The organism is Streptomyces sp. NPDC006458, from assembly GCF_040612135.1.
In the GTDB taxonomy this organism is placed as follows: domain Bacteria; phylum Actinomycetota; class Actinomycetes; order Streptomycetales; family Streptomycetaceae; genus Streptomyces.
Genome location: NZ_JBEXPR010000005.1, coordinates 255,354 through 273,875, shown reverse-complemented (window position 1 = coordinate 273,875; position 18,522 = coordinate 255,354). Strand labels below are relative to the sequence as shown.

The following is an 18,522-nucleotide window of genomic DNA, read 5'->3' as shown; positions in this document are numbered from 1 at the left end:
GCCTCACAACCTACCCGGAGGGTCTGACAACGCCCGTCCCCGACGGTCACACCTCGGCGGAGTGGCCCGGGGTCAGCCGCAGGTGCTCCGCGCCGCCGAGGGCGCCGATCTGGCGGTCGTAGATGGGCCGCGCCAGGTCGGTGAGCAGGGCGTCGTGGATGTCGTAGGCACGCTGCGGACGCACCTCGCGGACGTAGTCGATCACCTCGGAGATCTTGTTCCAGGGCGCCATCACCGGGAGCATCAGCGTCCGCACGGACCGTTCGGGGACGGTGAGGGCGTCGCCCGGGTGGAAGACCCGGCCGCCGTCGATCAGATAGCCGACGTTGGTGATGCGCGGGATGTCCGGGTGGATCACCGCGTGCAGTTCGCCGTGCACCTCGACCTCGAAGCCGGCGGCGGTGAACGTGTCGCCGTGCCCGACGGTGTGCACCCGGCCCGGGAACGCCGCCGAGAGCTGGTCCGCGACGGACTTCAGGGTCCAGACGGCGGCGGCCGGGTTCGCCTCGAGGGCGGCGCGCAGGCGGCCCTCGTCGAAGTGGTCGGGGTGCTCGTGGGTGACCAGGATCGCGTCCGCGCCGAGCGCGGCGTCCCGCTCGGTGAACATGCCCGGGTCCAGGACGAGGGTGCGGCCGTCCTTCTCCAGGCGGACACAGGCGTGCGACATCTTGGTGAGCTTCATGACCACCATCCTGCCGCGCGGGTCCGGACCGCGCCCACCGCCCTCGTGCCCGCCCGGGAGCCTCAGTCCTGGAGGGTGGTCTCCTCCCGGATGACCTGCTGCGCGACCCGGAACGCGCTGCCCGCCGCGGGCATCCCGCAGTACACGGCCGCCTGCATCAGCACTTCCTTGATCTCGGCCGGGGTGAGGCCGTTGCGAAGGGCGGCGCGGGTGTGCACGGCGAGCTCGTCCAGGTGCCCGCCCGCGACCAGCGCGGTGAGCGTGACGCAGCTGCGGGCCCGGCGGTCCAGGCCGGGCCGGTCCCAGATCTCGCCCCAGGTGTACCGGGTGAGGAGGTCCTGGAAGTCGGCCGCGAAGTCGTCGGCCTGGGCCAGGGTCGCGTCCACGTGCGCGTCGCCGAGCACCTCGCGGCGCACCTTGAGCCCGGTCTCGTAGGCGTCGGCCCGGCCGCCCGCCTCGGGCCGGGCCGGGGGCGGGGCGAGCTCGGCGATCGGCGCGGACTGCGCCGGCACCAGGAACGGCTGGGCCGGGGCGAGCGGCATCGGGAACTGGCCGGTGCCGGAGTCCTGGGCGGGCTGCCAGGCCGTGGAGAAGTGCCGCAGCAGCAGGTCGGTGACGGCAGCGGGCTGCTCCACCGGCACCAGATGCGAGGCGCCCGGTACGACGGCCAGCCGGGCGTCCGGGATCCCGGCGACCAGGGTGCGTGCCTCGGCGGGACCGGTGACCTGGTCCTCGGAACCGACCAGGACCAGCGTCGGCACGCCGACCCGGGTCAGCTCGGGGCGTACGTCGAAGGCGGCGAGCGCCTCGCAGGCCGCGATGTAGCAGCCGGGGTCGGTGGTGCGGACCATCTGCACCGCCCAGTCGGTGATGGCGGGCTGCGCGGCGGCGAATCCGGCGGTGAACCAGCGCTCGGGCGAGGTGCGTGCGATCGGGTCGAGCCCGTTCGTGCGGACGATCACCCCGCGCTGGCGGAACTCGTCGGCCGTGCCGAACCGCGGCGAGGCCGCGATCAGCGCCAGCGAGGCGAGGCGCTCGGGGTGACGCAGTGCCAGCTCGATGCCGACGGCACCGCTCAGCGCGCAGCCCGCGAAGCCGAACCGCTGTACGCCGAGCCCGTCGAGCGTGGCCAGCAGCCGTGCGGTCAGGTCCGCGACCGAGCCCGCGGGGTACGCGGGCGCTCCGCCGTGGCCCGGGAGGTCGAACCGGAAGACGCGCCATTGCTGGGCCAGTTCCGGAACCTGGCGGTCCCACATGTGCCAGGTCGTCCCCAGTGACGGTCCGAGGATCAGAACGGGGGCGTCTTCCGGCCCTTCGAGGCGGTACTGCAGGGTGTTCGGTGGTGTCTCGCTCACTCGTCAGACTCTCTCATGTGTCGCGGGGCCACGGCTCGCCGGTCCGAACCCCGGTCGGTCACCGCCCGGCCCGTGACGGCGCCACGGGCCGCCTCGGGTGACGGCGCCGCGGGCCGGGTCAGGCGACGGTGGGGCGGGAGCGGGTCAGGGCCAGACCGGCGAGGCCGCTCCGGCCGGCCCCACGATCATGGCGGCGAAGGCGCCGCCCGTACCGGAGCCGTCGCCAAGGTCGCCGTCCGCGACGGCCGGGGCCACGCCGCCGTGCACCACACCGGGCGGCGCCACCGCCAGGCCCGCGACGCCGGAGCCGGGTCAGAGGCCGGACGGGGTGCCGAGGCCGGTGAGGGCGCCCACCGGGTCGTGGTCGGGGGTGCCGCGCGGCCACCAGTCGTCGGCGCCGGGCTCCGACTCGTAGGCGTACCACAGGCCGTCGCGGCCCAGGCGGAGCTGGACGTGGCCGCCGGGGTGGGTCAGGCGGTTGCGGGTGGGGCGGAAGGCGGGCAGGTCGGCGGCGAGGAGCAGGGGGCGCGCACGGTCGAAGCGGCCCGCCGGCGGGTCCCAGGCCTCCTCCAGCGCGGCGAGCCCGTCCGGTCCGCCCTGCCGCCACGCGGCGACCGCGCGCGCCAGTTCGGCGGGTGTACGTCCGGCCGCGGAGGCGAGCGACGCGTACAGCGTCCGGCTGCCCGCGGTCAGGCCCGAGCCCGGCCGGGCCGCGGCCAGGCGCACCGCGTCCTGCCACAGGGTCAGTTCGGCGATCGGGTCGTGCCCGGTGGCGAGCAGCGCGTGCGCCCGCGCGGCGGCGTCGGTGGCCAGCTGGTCCAGGGCGAGCGGGTCCGGGCCGCCGGGGGCCGCCGGGTAGGCGGGGGGCTGCTCGGGGTGTGCGGGGACGGGCAACGGGTCGGGCAGCGGCGGCCGTTCGCGTCGCGCGAGCACCTCGCTCGCGCGGACCGCGGGCAGCGCGTCCGGTTGCCGCTCGCGCGCGGCGCGGGCCGCGCGGGCCGCGTTGCGCCGTGACAGGGCGTCCAGCAGCGCCCGTTCGCCCCGGCCGCGCAGCAGGAGCAGCACGAACGGGTCGGCGTCCAGCAGCCGTGCGGTCTGGTAGCACAGGGCGGCCGCGTGCTTGCAGGGGTGGCCGCGGTCCGGGCAACTGCACTGCGGCGCCAGGTCTCCCGGGCCGGGCAGCAACGGGGTGCCGCCCTCCGCGAGGGCCGGGGGCAGCTCCTTGTCGAGCAGCGCGGCGATGTGCGCGGGCCGCTCGGCCGCCGTGTCCAGGAACCGCTCCCAGTCGGCGTCGTCGAGCGTGCGCAGGCGGACCTGGACCCGGTAGGGGCGGGGGCGGCTGCCCTGCACGTACGCCAGCACCAGCCCGGGGGTGACCGTGATCGCGTCGACGTGGCCCTGCTCGGCGTAACCGCGGCCGCGTGCGAGCCGCTTGGCGTCCAGCGCGCCTTCCTCCAGCGCCCTGACCCAGGCGTTGCCCCACCAGGTCGTGGCGAAGGCGGGCGTGCTGGTGGTGGGGGCGAGGGCGGGAAAGGTGCGGCGCAGGTCGCTGTCGCGGTGGGGGGTGGCCATGGAGTGGGGGGCCGGGAGTGCCGAGGGCGCGGGAGCGGGTCGGGGAGTGGCGGCGGTCGTGCCGGCGGGGGTCGGCGGGGGTGAGGCGGTTGTGCCCGTGGCGGGGGGCTTCGGGCGCGCCGCAGTCGCTTCGGAGAGGCGGGTCTTCGGAGGTGAGGCGGGCGCGCCGGCGGAGGGCCGGGGCTGCGGGACGGGGTCGGTGCCGGGGCTCGGCGCGGGCGTGGGGAACGCCGGGCCGGTGCCGTCCCGCTCGGTGGGCTGGGCGGCCTGCTCGGCGTCGCGCTCGGCGGCCTGCTCGGTGCGCTGAGCCGCCCTGGCGGCCCTCAGTGCCGCGCGGGCCGCGTCGCCGGGGCGCGGCCGGCCGGCCGGGCGCGGGCGGGCCGGCGGCTGCTCGGCGTCCGGGTCCGGCGTGGCCCGCTTCAGCGCGGCGCGCAGTGCGCGGCGGGCCTCGTCGGCGGGGCGTTCGTCCGTCATGACGCCCTCCGCAGGGACACCAGGTCGGACAGCTCCCGGTCGGAGAGTTCGGTGAGGGCCGACTCTCCGGAGCCGAGGATCGCGTCGGCGAGGGCCCGCTTGGCGGCGAGCATCTCGGCGATGCGGTCCTCCACGGTGCCCTCGGTGATGAGGCGGTGGACCTGCACCGGCTGGGTCTGGCCGATGCGGTAGGCACGGTCGGTGGCCTGCTCCTCGACGGCCGGGTTCCACCAGCGGTCGAAGTGGACGACATGGCCCGCGCGGGTGAGGTTCAGTCCGGTGCCCGCGGCCTTCAGGGAGAGGACGAGCACCGGAGTGGCGCCGCTCTGGAAGCGGTCGACCATGCGCTCCCGCTCCGCCACCGGTGTGCCGCCGTGCAGCAGGTCCACGGGGATCGCGCGGGCCTTGAGGTGCGCGGTGATGAGACGGGCCATGCCGACGTACTGCGTGAAGACGAGGGCCGAGCCGTCCTCGGACAGCAGGGTGTCCAACAGCTCGTCCAGAAGGGCGAGTTTGCCGGAGCGGGCGGCGAGCCGGTCGGTGCCCGCCGAGGCGTGCTCCTCCTTGAGGTAGAGCGCGGGGTGGTCGCAGATCTGCTTGAGCGCGCCGAGGAGCTTGAGGACCAGTCCGCGCCGGGCGATGCCCTCGGCGGTCTCGATGGCGAGCATCGACTCGCGGACCACCGCCTCGTAGAGCGCGGCCTGTTCGCGGGTGAGCGGGACCGGGTGGTCGGTCTCGGTCTTGGGCGGCAGCTCGGGCACGATCCCGGGGTCGGACTTCTTGCGGCGCAGGAGGAACGGCCGCACGAGCCGGGCCAGGCGGGTCACCGCCTCCGCGTCCTCGCCGTTCTCCACCGCGCGCGCGTGCCGGGCGCGGAAGGACTTCAGGGGGCCGAGCAGGCCCGGGGTGGTCCAGTCGAGCAGGGCCCACAGCTCGGAGAGGTTGTTCTCCACGGGGGTGCCCGTGAGGGCCACGCGCGCGGGTGTCGGGATGGTGCGCAGTGCCTTGGCGGTGGCGGAGTAGGGGTTCTTCACGTGCTGTGCCTCGTCGGCGACGACCATGCCCCATTTCCGCTCGGCCAGGGTCGCGGCGGCGGAGCGCATGGTGCCGTAGGTGGTGAGGACGAAGCCGCCGTCGAGGTCCGTCAGGCTGCGCTCGGGGCCGTGGAAGCGGCGGACCGGCACGCCGGGCGCGAAGCGGGTGATCTCCCGCTGCCAGTTGCCGAGCAGCGAGGCCGGGCAGACCACCAGGGTCGGTTCGGTGCGGGCGCGTCGCAGGTGCAGGGCGATGACGGTGACGGTCTTGCCGAGGCCCATGTCGTCGGCGAGGCAGCCGCCGAGGCCGAGAGAGGTCATGAGGTCGAGCCAGGCCAGGCCGCGGAGTTGGTAGTCGCGGAGGGTGGCGGCGAGTCCGGCGGGCGGCCGGGCCGGGCGCACCCCGGCCGTCAGGCGGTCGCGCAGGGTGGCGAGCGCGCCGACCGGCACCGCCTCGACCGTCTCCCCGTCGATCTCCGTGCTGCCGGTGAGCGCGGCCGAGAGCGCGTCGACCGGGTCGAGCAGGCCCAGTTCGCGCCTGCGGGCCTTGCGGACCAGCGCGGGGTCGACGAGCACCCATTGGTCGCGCAGCCGGACGACCGGGCGGTGGGCCTCGGCCAGGGTGTCCATCTCGGCGTCGGTGAGGGGGTCGCCGCCGAGTGCCAACTGCCAGCGGAAGCTGAGCAGTTCCTCGCTCTCGAAGAAGCCGGTGCCGTCGGTCGCGGAGCCGGGCGCGGGGCGTACCACCGCGGCGGCGGTGAGGTCGCGGGCGAGGTCGCGGGGCCAGTGGACGGCGACACCCGCCGCCGCGAGCCGGGGGGCGGCGACGCCGAGCAGGTCGGCCAGTTCCTCCTCGGACAGGGCCAGGACGTCCGGCACGTCCTGTTCGGCGAGCCGCTCCAGGGGCGGCCAGACGCGGGCGGCGCGGCGGACGGCGAGCGCGGCGTCCACGCGCGCGCGGGGGCCGAACGCCGCGTCGGACTCCCCCGCCCACAGCGCGGCGGCGTCGGCGACCAGGGTGGGGTCGGCCAGGCTGTGCACCTGGACGAGCGCCGCCCCCGCGCGCCGCGGGCCGTGACCGGCACCGCCGCCCGCGGGGTCCTCCCCGTCCGCGTCGAACACCTCGTACGCCGACAGGTCCAGGCGAAGCGAGACGCGCACGCCCGCGTCCATGCCCGCGGCGACCTCCGCGGCCCAGTCCTGGGCGTCGGGCAGGCGCTGGGGACGGTGGTCGGCGAAGGGCCTGCCGACGGCGTGCGGGGCGGCCGGGGTGCGGGGCAGGGTGTCGGCGACGGCGTCGAGGAAGGCGCGCACGAGCGCCTCCGGCTCGGGCAGCCGGACCGGGCCGGGTCCGGGCAGCGGGACGGCGTGTCCCTCGTGGGGCAGGGCGGCGGCCACCGCGCGCAGATGCGCGATGTCGTCCGGGTCGAGGGGTCCGGCCCGCCAGGCGTCGTGCCCGGACGGGGTGAGGCCGGGCAGCAGCCGTCCCCGCGCGGCGATCCGCAGCGCGTGCAGCGCGGCCGCGCCCCAGCAGGCGGTTGCCGGGTGGGCGGCGGGGTCGCGCCGGGCCCGGACCAGGACGGGCAGGGCCTCGGTGAGGGACAGGGTGAGCGCGGTGGTCCGCGCGCGGCGTACGCCCTTGCCGTGCGGGCGGACCACGGTCAGTTCCATGGGGTCGGCGCCGGGCGCCGCCTCGCCCTCGGGGTCCCAGAACGCCACCCGGCTCTCGCGCGGCAGCGGCGCGGGCAGGAACACGGCCGCGAGACGCACGGGGACGAAGGGCTCGGCGGGTGCCTGCGCGGCTGTCGCCGTCGTCATGGCGCTCATCGGTCCTGCCACCTCCCCTCCGCACGTCGGATCGGACGTCTTCGACTCTACGGGCGGGGTCTGACAACGGGCCCCGGGGAACGGCCGGGGCCGCTCTGTCACGGGACCGTGCGGGAGACGACGTACACGAACGGGTTGTTCGGCTCGGACATGTTCACGACCACGTCCTGGGTGGGCGCGGGCTTGTCCTGCTCGTGGACGAGGCCGTACCAGGGGCCCGGCCCCCTGAAGTCCCAGCCGGTGACCTTCTGGTCGCGGGCGCCGATGGTGATGTCGTCGCGCTTGAGGGCGGTGCGGTCGCTGCCCATGTTCCGCAGGAACTCGTCCAGGTTCACGTTCGGCGTCTGGAACTGGACGTAGAGACGGCTGGTCCGCCAGTTGTTCGTCTCGTAGTAGGCGACCTTGCCGGACGGGTGCGGGACGGGCACCTGGTAGAGGCGGCGCTGGACCTTGGACGGCCAGTCCTCGGTCAGGCCGCGCGCCGAGTAGCGCTCCTCCTTGTCCTTGCCGCTGTCGCGGCTCTGCTCGGCGGAGATCGCCAGATAGCCGGCCGGGACGCCGATGAGCAGCACGATGATGATCAGGGTGAGCGCCCGGCGGCGGTTGCGGTGCCTGCGGTCCTCGGCGTCGCGGGACTGCACGTCGGGCGGACCGGACTGGTGGGGCAGGGACCCGGTCACAGCGAGTCCTCCGCACGACGGGGCGCGGCCAGGCGTTCGTAGCGCTCGGAGCGCTCCACGCGGCGGCGCTTGGCACGCCGGAAGCGGCGGGCGACCAGACGGGCCAGGTCGGCGGCGCCCACCATGCCGGCCTCGGGGCCGAGCTGGGCGCGGACGATACGGGCCTCGGGACGGTAGCCGCGGCCGGTCAGATGGCGCTTGAAGGCGTCGCGCGCGGGGCCGATCAGCAGGTCGTCGGCGGCCGAGACGCCGCCGCCGATCACGAAGCAGGACGGGTCGAGGGCGGCGGCGAGATTGGCGATGCCGACGCCGAGCCACTGGCCGATGTCCTGGAGCAGTTCGATGCACATGGCGTCGCCCTCGCGGGCGAGCTCGGTGATCATCGGGCCGGTGATGTCGCCGACCTGTCCCTTGACGTGCTCGACGATCCCGTAAGCCACCGGGGAGTCGGCGGCGGCCAGTTCCCTGGCCTCGCGCACCAGGGCGTTGCCGGAGCTGTACTGCTCCCAGCAGCCGCGGTTGCCGCACGGGCAGCGGTGACCGCCGGGCACGACCTGCATATGGCCGAACTCGCCCGCGACGCCGTACTTGCCGCGCTTGACCTGGCCGTCCTCCAGGATCGCGCCGCCGATGCCGGTGCCGAGGGTGATCATCACCAGGTGGTCCTCGCCGCGCCCGGCGCCGAAGCGCCACTCCGCCCACGCGGCCGTGTTGGCGTCGTTGTCGACGAGGACCGGCACCGAGAGGCGGCCGGACAGCCGGTCCCTGAGCGGCTCGTTGCGCCAGGACAGGTGGGGGGCGAACAGGACGCGGTTGCGGTCGGCGTCGACCCAGCCCGCGGCACCGATGCCGACCGCGTGCACGTCGTGCCGGTCGGACAGGTCCAGAACCAGTTCGACGATGGTGTCCTCGACGACCTTGGGGCTCTTGGACTTGTCCGGCGTCTCCGCGCGGACCTTCTCCAGGATGGTGCCGTCGGCGTCGACCACACCCGCCATCACCTTGGTGCCGCCGATGTCGATGCCGACAGTGGGCACCCGCGGCGCGGTCAGGTGTGACCGGCGCTCACGGGTGCCGACGGTTCTGAGGACCGGGGCCCGGCGGGAGCCGATGGGTGCGGTCAGGTCGCGGTAGGTGCTCATCAGGGCCGATTCTGCCGTACGGTGACGCGCGGTGTGGTTCGGCACAACAACCGGGTGGCTCGTGCGGTACGCCGTCAGCGGGCGGCCGGTGGCCGGTCGCCCGGTTCCCCGCGCCCCTCACCTCGCTGCAGTTCATGGCGTAGATCGTCCAGCTCCGTGCCGCCCGCCATCTGCTGTGTCAGGTCGTCGAGGGTGATCTCCTCGCGCTTGTGGTTCCCTACCATCGTGCCTCTTTTCAGCAGCACGAAGCGGTCTCCCACCAGATACGCGTGGTGAGGGTTGTGGGTGATCAAAACAACACCCATACCGACCCAGACGTTCGCGGTCAGCTGGTAGCTGAACATCGACGAGATCAGCGCCGAGGACGTGGCGAGGAGGCCCGCGGACAGGTCGAACTCGCCGCCGATCATCAGCAGCGCGACCGGGACCGCCGTGATCCCGATCGTCGAGGACGCGTACAGCACGGTGCTCAGGCTGGAGGCCTGCAGGAAGCTGTCGGCGACGAGCGAGAAGAAGACGAAGACGGCGACCGCGCCGACCACCGAGCCCAGCTCGGGGCGGCCCAGCAGCTTGCGCGGCGCGGAGGTGTGCAGCAGGCGTTCGTCGGTGGTCGCGCTCATCGGGTGCCCCGCTCGGTGTACTCCTCCAGCGCGCCCGCCTGGTCCTTGGTGACGATCTGCGGGCCGGTCAGCACCGGCTTGCCTTGGCGGCCGCCTCCTCGGCGCCGCTCTGACACGAGGATCGCGGACCCGGCGACCGGAGCGCGCGAGTCGGTCCGATTGTCCGGACATTGCGACGAACGCGGCAGGCTGGAGGAGAGAGCCGGACGGCGGGAGAAGGTCGGCCCCGGGGGCCGTACGGGCGCGTTCCGGGGCGTTCGGGAACGGTCGCGCGGTCGCCGGACGGGCGGCGTGTTGCGGGGCGCCGGAAGCGGCCTCAGGAGCGTACGAGGAGCTGGAACTCGAAGGAGTAGCGGTCGGCGCGGTAGGTGTGGCTGCCGTGCTCGACCGCGCGGCCGGTGTCGTCGAAGGTCGTGCGCACCATGGTGAGCAGCGGCGCACCCGCGCTCTCGCCGAGCCGGTCGGCCTCGTCGGCGGTGGCGGCGCGGGCGCCGATGGACTGCCGGGCGCTGTGCAGGGTGATCCCGGCGCCGCGCAGGAGCCGGTACAGGCCGGTGGCCTCCAGCTGGGCGGTGTCCAGGTCGAGCAGTCCGGGCGGCAGGTGGTTGCAGAGGTAGGCCATCGGCTCGGCGTGCGCGAGCCGCAGCCGCTCGACCCGGTGGACATCGCTGCCCTCGGGGACACCGAGCGCCGCGGCGATCTCGGCGGAGGCCGGCACCACCGTGTTGAGCAGTACCTTCGTCCCCGGGCGCTGACCGGCCGCCTCCAGGTCGTCATAGAGGCTGCTGAGCTCCAGCGGGCGCCTGACCTTGCTGTGCACGACCTGGGTTCCGACGCCGCGGCGGCGCACCAGCAGGCCCTTGTCGACCAGGGACTGGATGGCCTGCCGGACGGTGGGGCGGGACAGTCCGAGGCGGGCGGCGAGGTCGATCTCGTTGCCCAGCAGGCTGCCGGGGGTGAGCGTTCCGTTCTCGATGGCCGCCTCAAGCTGCTGGGACAGCTGGAAGTACAACGGGACCGGCGAACTCCGGTCGACACTCAGCCCGAGCCGCGCGGTCGGATCCACATCAGGTTTCGGCACGGCCCGAGCGTAGCTCCGTGACGGGATGACGGGAAGTTGTGTAGTCAGATTGTCCGGACATACACGTTGACAGATGCCCGATGGGCCCTCACCTTGATTCCATGCGCATCGGGGTCATCGGTACGGGCCGCATCGGCACCTTTCATGCCAACACGCTGAGCCGTCATCGGGATGTCGGATCCCTGATCGTCACGGACGTGGATCCCGTGCGGGCGCAGGAGGTGGCGCACCGGCTGGGCGAGACCGCGGCGCCGGGTGTGGACGAGATCTTCAAGTGGGGCGTGGACGCCGTGGTGATCACGACGGCGACCTCCGCGCACGCCGAGCTGATCGGCCGGGCCGCCCGCTCGGGGCTGCCGGTGTTCTGCGAGAAGCCCATCGCGCTGGACCTGCCCGGCACGTTGCAGGCCATCGCCGAGGTGGAGACGGCCGGGACCGTGCTGCACATGGGGTTCCAGCGCCGCTTCGACACCGGCTACACGGGCGCGCGCGACGCGATCCGCTCCGGGCGCCTCGGCAGGCTGCACACCGTTCGGGCCATCACCTCCGACCAGGCCCCGCCCCCGGCCGCGTATCTGCCGCTGTCGGGCGGGCTGTACCGGGACACCCTGATCCACGACTTCGACGTGCTGCGGTGGGTGACCGGCCACGAGGTGGTCGACGTGTACGCCGCCGGGTCCGACGCCGGTCCGGCCATGTTCCGGGACGCCGGTGACGTGGACACGGCCGCGGCCGTGCTCACCCTCGACGACGGCACCCTCGCGACCGCTACCGCGACCCGGCTGAACGGCGCCGGCTACGACGTGCGCATGGAACTGGCCGGTGAGCTCGACCAGATCACCGTGGGCCTCGACGACCGCACGCCGATCGCGTCCACCGAGCCGACCGGGCCGCCGGCCGCCTCCAAGCCCTGGACCGGTTTCCTGGAACGCTTCGGGCCCGCCTACGAGGCCGAACTCGCCGCGTTCATCGAGGTCGTGCGCGGCGAGCGGGCCAACCCCTGCGACGGGCGCGAGGCACTGCAGGCCCTGCGGATCGCGGAGGCCTGCGACCTGTCCCGGCGCGAGCGCCGGTCCGTACGGCTGGCCGAGATCCCCGGCGGGCGCGACACGGGGGCCTGAAGCCTCAGGATCCGCCCGCCGACAGGACCGTGCCCTGCGCGACAGGCCGGCACCGCCCGAGGTCATCGACTTCCGTCGGTCCTCACAGTCGACCAATCTACGCAGGTGAACGCCCCGATGCCGCCCCGCGCGGGCGACCGGCTACCTAAGTCGCGCGATCGTCATCCTTCGGTGTGCCGCCCCGCCGCGGCCGGCGACTTCCGTCGCCGCCGCCCGGTCCGGCGGCCGATGTGCGGGGCAGGGCCGCGGCGCGAGAGTCGTGGGCGTGAGACCTGTGCTGGAAGTGCTCGGATTCCTCGCCCTGGCGCAGGGCGGCCTCGGTCTGCTGCACGAGTGGGTCCACTGGGACGTGGGCCTGGTGCAGCGGCTCGGCTTCCTCGACGGCTACGAGATCTACGCGAGCGTCGCGCTCGTCGTGCTGGGGATCGCGTTGTTCGCCAGGGCCGGGAGCCGGGAAGAGAACTGACGCCTGCGGGCTGGGCGAGGCGGCCGCCGGCGGCTCGAAGACCGGTGCTCCGGCCGTGGCGACGGCCGCCGACGGCCCGGCAAGTCGGCGGCAAGTCGCGGAACAGTGCCGGCCAAGACCGGTGGCCGAACCTTGGCGCATGGAGCGCCAATATCAGGACACCACCATCAGTGAAGTGGCCGGAGCCGGCACCGAAGACGCGGTGCGAGGCCTCTACGCGGCGATCGAGGAATCTGCTCGGACGCTGGAAGTTCCGTGCGAGCCCGACAAGGTTCTGCCCCTGCTGAACGCGTACAGCGACGGTCTCGCGGAGGCCGTGGTCGCGTTCCGGGTGGCGACCGGCGAACGCCGTGCGGGGGACCTCGACACCCGGTTCACGGTGCCGCGCGAGGTCGATCCGTACGAGCTGGCCGTCGAGAAGGGCCTGCTTCCCCAGACGGACCACCCCGTCGGCGAACTGCTCGGGGACATCCGGGCCCACTGCCCCGTCGACAGCTACGGCATCGACTTCGGGACCGTCGGGGGACTGAAGAAGATCTGGGTGGTCCTGCCCCGGACCGACCTGCAGAGCGTGGCGAAGCTCGCCGAGATCCCCTCCATGCCGCGCGGGCTGGGCGCGAGCATCGACTTCTTCCAGCGCCACGGCCTCGGTGACACGGCCGGACTGCTCGGTATCGACTACCGCAACAAGACGGTCAACATCTACTTCGGCGAGCAGCCCGCCGAGTGCTTCGAGCCGGAGGCCATCCGCTCGATGCTGGCCGAGGCGGGCCAGGCCGCCCCGACCGACCGCATGATCGCGCTGGGCCGCAAGGCGTTCGGCATCTACGTGACGGTCAGCTGGGACGCCCCGAAGCTGAAGCGCATCTGCTTCGCGGTGGCGACCGCGAACCCGCTGGAGCTCGGTGTGCCGATCGAACCGCGCATCGAGCGGTTCGTGGAGCACGTCCGTGCCTCGCAGACCGACCGGAAGTTCGTCTACGCCGTCGCCTCCCAGCCCGACGGCGAGTACTACAAGCTCCAGTCCTACTACCGCTGGGCCGACGAGGTCATGGACATCATGCAGCTGTCCGACGCGGCCATCGAGGACCCGGTGTAGCGACGCCGCTCTCAACAGCCCTCAGAAATACCGCTCTCTGGAAATCCGCTGCTCTCTGGAAGGACAGAAATGGGAGCCATCGAAGTCCCGGTACTGATCGTGGGCGGGGGCGGGTGCGGCTTGTCCGCCTCGGTGTTCCTTTCCGACCACGGCGTCGGGCACCTGCTGGTGGAACGGCGCGCGGACACGTCGAAGCTGCCGAAGGCCCACTACGTCAACCAGCGCACGATGGAGATATTCCGTCAGCACGGCCTTGAGGAGGCGGTGGCCGAACAGGCCGCCTCCCCCGAGCAGTTCGGCAAGGTGCGCTGGCAGACCACGCTGACCGGCGGGCAGCCGCTGGACGCGCGGCTGATCCACGAGATGGACGGCTTCGGCGGCGGCGCGCTGCGCGAGACGTACGAGGCGGCCGGTCCGGTCATGCCGGCGAAGCTGCCGCAGCTGCGGCTGGAGCCGATCCTGCGCAAGCACGCCGAGGAGCGCAACCCCGGGCGGGTGCTGTTCGGGCACGAGCTGACCGCGCTGACGGACCAGGGCGACAAGGTCGTCGGCGAGATCCGTGACACCGGGACCGGTGAGATCACCACGGTCGAGGCGCGGTATGTGATCGGCGCGGACGGCGGCCGTACGGTCGGTGACGCGGTCGGCGCCCAACTCCAGGGCCTGCCCGCGCTGTTCGACGCCACGACGGTCTACTTCTCGGCCGACCTGTCGCAGGTGTGGAACGGTGGTTCGCTGATCACCTGGTTCCTCAACCCCTACCGCCAGGACCTCTCCAGCGCCCTGATCGAGATGGGCCCGACCTGGGGCGAGCACTGCGAGGAGTGGGGCATCCACCTCTCCCTGGCGGGAGTGGACCGCGAGGACGAGCAGGCCGTGGCGGCCCGCATCCGTGAGGTGCTCGGCCTGCCCGAGCTGGAGTTGACGCTGCATCAGGTGACCAGCTGGACGGTGGAGGCGGTGCTCGCCGAGCACTACCGCTACGGCCGCGTGCTGCTGGCCGGTGACGCCGCGCACCGCCAGCCGCCCGCCGTCGGCCTCGGCCTGAACACCGGCATCCAGGACGCGCACAACCTCGCCTGGAAGCTCGCCGCCGTGGTCAAGGGCAGCGCGCCCGACAGCCTGCTCGACACCTACGAGGTGGAGCGCCGTCCGGTCGGCCAGTTCAACCTGGGCTGGGCGATGTCCGCCGCGTCGAACCACACGGTCGTCATCGACGCCGCCGTCGGTCTCGGCCAGCATGTGCCGCCGGAGCGCCGTGTGCCGGTGTTCTTCGGGTACTTCGCGCCGACCCCGACGGGCGTGGCCCAGCGGGCGCGGGCCGCGGAGATCTTCGCCACCCACCGCGGCGAGTGCCAGGCCCACGACGTGGAGATCGGCTTCGCCTACGAGGCCGGTGCCGTCGTCGCGGACGGCAGCAACCCGCCGGCCCGTGCGCCGCTGGGCGACGTCTACCAGGCCACCACGCGCCCGGGTCACCGGCTGCCGCACGCCTGGCTGGAGCGCGCCGGGCAGCGAGTGTCCACCCTGGACCTGGCCGGCACCGAGACCGGCTTCGTGCTGATCACCGGCACGGACGGCTCGGCGTGGACCGAGGCGGCCGCGCAGGTGGCGGAGAAGTTCTCCGTCCCGATCGTCACGGCCCGCATCGGTGACGGCGCCGAGTACACAGACGTCGACGGCCGCTGGGCCGATGTCCGCGAGATCGCCGACGGCGGTGCCGTCCTGGTCCGCCCCGACAACCACGTGGCCTTCCGCAGCACGGGCGGCACCGAGGACCCGGCCGCGGCCCTGGCCGACGCCATCTCCCAGGTGCTGGACCGCTCCGCCGCGTGACCCACCGGAGCGCGCGACGCGCCCCGTTCCCGGGGCCGTTCGCGCGCTCCCCCATCCGGCCCGCAAGTTTCCTCGACGAAAGAGTCAGCACATGATCAACCGCAGATCGTTCCTCGTCGGTGCTGGAGGGACCGCGCTGGCCGCGACTGCGCTGTCCGGCTTCACCACCGCCCGCGCCTCCGGGGTCAAGTGGGACCAGCTGAGCCGCTACCTCAAGGGCCGTCTGGTCCTGCCGTCGGACGACGACTACCAGAGGGCCAAGCAGCTCTACCAGGTCCAGTTCGACACGACCTCCCCGCGCGGTGTCGTCTACGCCGCCTGTGCCTCCGACGTGGCGCTGGCCCTGCGCTTCGCCCAGGACAACGCGCTGCCCGTCGCCGCGCGCAGCGGCGGCCACAGCGCGGGCGGGTTCTCCACCACGCCGGGCCTGGTCATCGACGTGTCGCGGCTCAACGGCATCAGCGTGGGCAGCGAGTCCACGCGGATCGGGGCCGGCGCACAGCTCGTCGACGTCACCAACACCCTCGCGCCGCAGGGCCTGACGATATCCGGCGGCTACTGCCCGACCGTGGCGGTCGGCGGCTTCCTCCAGGGCGGCGGCTTCGGCCTGTTTACCCGCAGCATCGGCATGGCCTCGGACAAGGTGAAGTCCGCCCGGGTGGTCCTCGCCAACGGCCGCTGTGTGACGGCCTCTCCGCAGGAGCACAGCGACCTGTTCTGGGCGCTGCGCGGCGGTGGCGGCGGCAACTTCGGCATCGTGACGTCCTACGAGGTCGAGCCGACCCCGCTCACCAACCTCGCGGTCACCGCCCTCACCTGGCGTTACGACCAGTCGCTGGACATGCTGGACGGCTGGGCGAAGTGGCTGGCCGACGCCCCGTGGACGATCGGCAGCGGTCTGAACGTCACGCTGGAGGACGCCGCGCCCGGCAAGGTCCCGGTCGCGACCGTCTTCCTGGCCTCCGTGGACCTCGGCCCCGGCTTCGCTCCCGAGGTCGACCGGCTGGTCTCCCTGGTCGGCCAGGCGCCGCTGTACAAGCAGGCGTTCACCGCCCCGTACCAGTCGGTGATGATGAACCTCTACCGGTGTGCCGACCTCACGGTCTCCGAGTGCCACCGCGGCGACACCACCGAGGGCGGCAAGGTGCCCCGGCCGGCGTTCGGTGCCTGGCGCAGCCGTCTGTTCAGCGACGCGATGCCGCGCGACGGGTGGGCGCAGGCGCTCTCCGTGCTGGAGTCGGACCGGATCGCCGGACAGGCACGTCAGCTCCAGGTGTCCGCGCTCGGCGGGCAGGTCAACACCGTGTCGCGCACGTCCACCGCGTATGTGCACCGCGACACGCTGTTCTCCGCCAGCTTCCTGACGGCGAACGTCGATTCGCCGGTCGCCGACGAGGCCAAGGCCGCCGCGCTGCGCTTCGTCGACAACGGCTTCGCCGCGCTCGACCCGCACTCCAACGGCGAGACGTACCAGAACTTCATCGACCCGCGTCTGCCGGACTGGAAGCGGTCCTACTACGCGGAGAACTACCCGCGACTGGCCCGGACCAAGGGCAAGTACGACCCGAACAACGTGTTCAAGTTCGCGCAGAGCATTCGCTGATCCGGACAACCCGGCGCCGGGTCGGGTGATTCGGCGCCGGTCCGGCCGATTCGGCGCTTCCCGTCCGCAGCCGCCGTGGCGTGTCGTCCGAGCACGCTCCGGCGGCGGCCGCGCATGCGCTTACCGCCGTAGTCCCCCATCGACATCCGCTCCGGGGCCGCCGTGTGTCCGGTGCCGGCTCGGGGTGTCCCCATTCTCTGAGGAGCCAGGAATGAAACCGCACTTGACCCGTTCGGCCCCGATACCGTGGCCGGTCGACGTCGACCGGAATCACGTTCGCCAGGCCACCTCACGGCTGCTCGCCCATGTCAGCGACCAGGTCGAGTCCGACGGCGCGATCCGCGGGCTGTGCGACAGCCGTGTTCTGGAGTCGGCCCTCGCGCTGTCACTGATGACGCGCGTCGGTGCGGTCTCCCCCGAGCGGGACCGCCTGCTCGGTTACCTCCAGGTGCAGCAGCACGCTCCGCAGCGGCTCGAGCGCGTGCTCGCCACGCTCGCCGTCCAGCGGGCCACCGGGAAGGCGGCCGCGGGGGACGCCGAGCTGGTCGGCAAGCTGACCGAGGGTGTGCTGGGCGCCGCGCCGGGCTTCATCTCGACGCGCCGCCGCAAGATGGTCTCCGCGGTGCTGTCGGTGCTCGGGTGTCCGCTGCCCGCCGATGTCGCGCCGACGGCCGACGAGCAGTCGCCCACCGACCCCCTGCACTCCTGGGCCGCGGTCCAGCAGGCCGCGGTGGCCCTGATCCTCGCGACCGCCGCGGGCGTCAGCAACCGGGTCACCGACGACGCGCTGCGCACGCTGGTCGCCACCGACCCGGGGAACACGGTGTGGGAGGGCTATGTGCTGATGCACCTGCTCACCCTGCACGCCCTCGCCGGTGTCCCCGGACAGGAGGCGACGGTTCGCCAGGGCGTGCGGACGGTGCTCCAGCACCAGCGCGCGGACGGCGGCTTCCCGTTCGTCGCGGAGATGCACAACTGGTGCACCGCGACCGGCGGTATCGCCATGGCCGCGGCCGGCGCGCCCTTCGGTCTGCAGCGCCAGATGGCGGGGATGCTCGTCACCCACCAGGGCGGCGCCTCGCACGCCGCGCTCTCCCGCGGTGCCACGCTGACCGGCGGCTGGTCCATGTCCCCCGCCGTCGCGCAGAACGACGTCGACGACACCGCCTGCGCCCTGGAGTTCCTCCAGGCGGTCGACCCGGTCGCCTACGGCAGCGGGATCAGGCGCGGAGTGGACGCGCTGCTGGCCGTGCAGGGCAAGGACGGCGGCTTCCCGACATATGTCGCGGGCGCCTCCTCGGAGCCGTGCATGACCGCCGCGGCGATCTGCGCCCTGGCGCCGCACGCCGCCACCGCCGCGGACCGCGCCCTGGCGCTGGGCTTCCTCGCCGACAGCCAGCTGGCGGACGGCGGCTGGGAGCCGGGCTGGAGCAGCAGCCGTCTGCACACCCTGTTCCGGGCCCGCCTCGCGGCGGCCACCGCCGGACCGGAGGACCGTCGTTCGGCGGCCATGGCCGAGCGGATCGAGCGTACGGTGCGCGAGACGCAGAACGACGACGGCGGCTGGGGCATGCAGCCCGGCGACCCCAGCGACGACATCAGCACCGCCTACGGTGTGATCACGCTGACCTGTGGGACCGACGAGCAGCCCGTGGGACGCGGGTTGGCCTGGCTGCTCGAACACCAGAGCGCGGACGGCGGGTTCGGCGGACCGCCCGACATGGTGGGCCCCCGGCCGTTCCCGTACAAGTTCCCGGTTCTGACGGACATTCCGGTGCTCCTGGCGTTCGGCCATGTCCGTTCGCGGGTCTCCGGCGTCCCTGCCGTCCTCGAAGTGGCGCGCTGACGCGTCCCTCTCCGTGGGGACTTCGAGGAGATCTTGACCGGATCTCAAGGGGGATGCTGTCACACTCCGGGTGTCCGGACCGTT

At 73.4% G+C, this 18,522-nt stretch carries 13 protein-coding genes and 1 pseudogene; 6 read left to right on the top strand and 8 right to left on the bottom strand.

The features are described 5' to 3' along the window. Positions 1-46: 46 nt before the first annotated feature. From ABZZ79_RS09390 to ABZZ79_RS09355, 8 genes and pseudogenes are all read right to left on the bottom strand, one after another. The gene (locus tag ABZZ79_RS09390) at positions 47-682 is read right to left on the bottom strand and encodes an MBL fold metallo-hydrolase (RefSeq protein ID WP_356688155.1); all 636 of its coding nucleotides are present in this window, start codon (positions 680-682) and stop codon (positions 47-49) included. 62 nt (positions 683-744) lie between these two features. Then, positions 745-2,037 (bottom strand): alpha/beta fold hydrolase, encoded by a 1,293-nt coding sequence (locus ABZZ79_RS09385; RefSeq protein ID WP_356688153.1) that lies wholly within the window; start codon positions 2,035-2,037, stop codon positions 745-747. 312 nt (positions 2,038-2,349) lie between these two features. Next, on the bottom strand, positions 2,350-4,083 hold the full coding sequence (locus ABZZ79_RS09380) for an SWIM zinc finger family protein (protein ID WP_356688151.1): 1,734 nt from the start codon (positions 4,081-4,083) through the stop codon (positions 2,350-2,352). Further along, complete coding sequence (locus tag ABZZ79_RS09375; protein ID WP_356688149.1) at positions 4,080-6,944, bottom strand: SNF2-related protein; 2,865 nt, start codon at positions 6,942-6,944, stop codon at positions 4,080-4,082. Before ABZZ79_RS09375 ends, ABZZ79_RS09380 begins: the two co-directional genes overlap by 4 nt. 98 nt (positions 6,945-7,042) lie before the next feature. Continuing rightward, a complete protein-coding gene (locus ABZZ79_RS09370; RefSeq protein ID WP_356688147.1) occupies positions 7,043-7,624 on the bottom strand; it encodes a sugar kinase in 582 nt (193 codons plus the stop codon). Beyond that, positions 7,621-8,766, bottom strand: coding sequence for an ROK family glucokinase (locus ABZZ79_RS09365; RefSeq protein ID WP_356688145.1), 1,146 nt, complete (start codon positions 8,764-8,766; stop codon positions 7,621-7,623). The genes ABZZ79_RS09370 and ABZZ79_RS09365 overlap by 4 nt, the downstream gene beginning before the upstream one ends. A 296-nt stretch (positions 8,767-9,062) precedes the next feature. Continuing rightward, positions 9,063-9,386 (bottom strand): annotated as a pseudogene (locus tag ABZZ79_RS09360) (ABC transporter permease); the annotation flags it as partial. A gap of 316 nt (positions 9,387-9,702) precedes the next feature. After that, a complete protein-coding gene (locus tag ABZZ79_RS09355; protein WP_356688292.1) occupies positions 9,703-10,452 on the bottom strand; it encodes a GntR family transcriptional regulator in 750 nt (249 codons plus the stop codon). A gap of 116 nt (positions 10,453-10,568) precedes the next feature. Here ABZZ79_RS09355 and ABZZ79_RS09350 point away from each other — a divergent pair, with 116 nt between their 5' ends. The 6 genes from ABZZ79_RS09350 to ABZZ79_RS09325 all read left to right on the top strand — a co-directional run bounded on the left by ABZZ79_RS09350 (position 10,569) and on the right by ABZZ79_RS09325 (position 18,438). After that, on the top strand, positions 10,569-11,588 hold the full coding sequence (locus tag ABZZ79_RS09350) for a Gfo/Idh/MocA family oxidoreductase (protein ID WP_356688143.1): 1,020 nt from the start codon (positions 10,569-10,571) through the stop codon (positions 11,586-11,588). 265 nt (positions 11,589-11,853) lie between these two features. Beyond that, a complete protein-coding gene (locus ABZZ79_RS09345; protein ID WP_356688141.1) occupies positions 11,854-12,054 on the top strand; it encodes a hypothetical protein in 201 nt (66 codons plus the stop codon). A 139-nt stretch (positions 12,055-12,193) separates the two neighbouring features. Then, the gene (locus ABZZ79_RS09340) at positions 12,194-13,153 is read left to right on the top strand and encodes an aromatic prenyltransferase (protein ID WP_356688139.1); all 960 of its coding nucleotides are present in this window, start codon (positions 12,194-12,196) and stop codon (positions 13,151-13,153) included. Between the two features lie 69 nt (positions 13,154-13,222). Next, positions 13,223-14,989, top strand: a complete 1,767-nt coding sequence (locus ABZZ79_RS09335) for an FAD-dependent monooxygenase (RefSeq protein WP_356688137.1) — start codon at positions 13,223-13,225, stop codon at positions 14,987-14,989. A 91-nt stretch (positions 14,990-15,080) separates the two neighbouring features. After that, the gene (locus tag ABZZ79_RS09330; protein ID WP_356688135.1) at positions 15,081-16,592 is read left to right on the top strand and encodes an FAD-binding protein; all 1,512 of its coding nucleotides are present in this window, start codon (positions 15,081-15,083) and stop codon (positions 16,590-16,592) included. A gap of 211 nt (positions 16,593-16,803) precedes the next feature. Further along, the gene (locus tag ABZZ79_RS09325; protein ID WP_356688134.1) at positions 16,804-18,438 is read left to right on the top strand and encodes a prenyltransferase/squalene oxidase repeat-containing protein; all 1,635 of its coding nucleotides are present in this window, start codon (positions 16,804-16,806) and stop codon (positions 18,436-18,438) included. Positions 18,439-18,522: the final 84 nt, after the last annotated feature.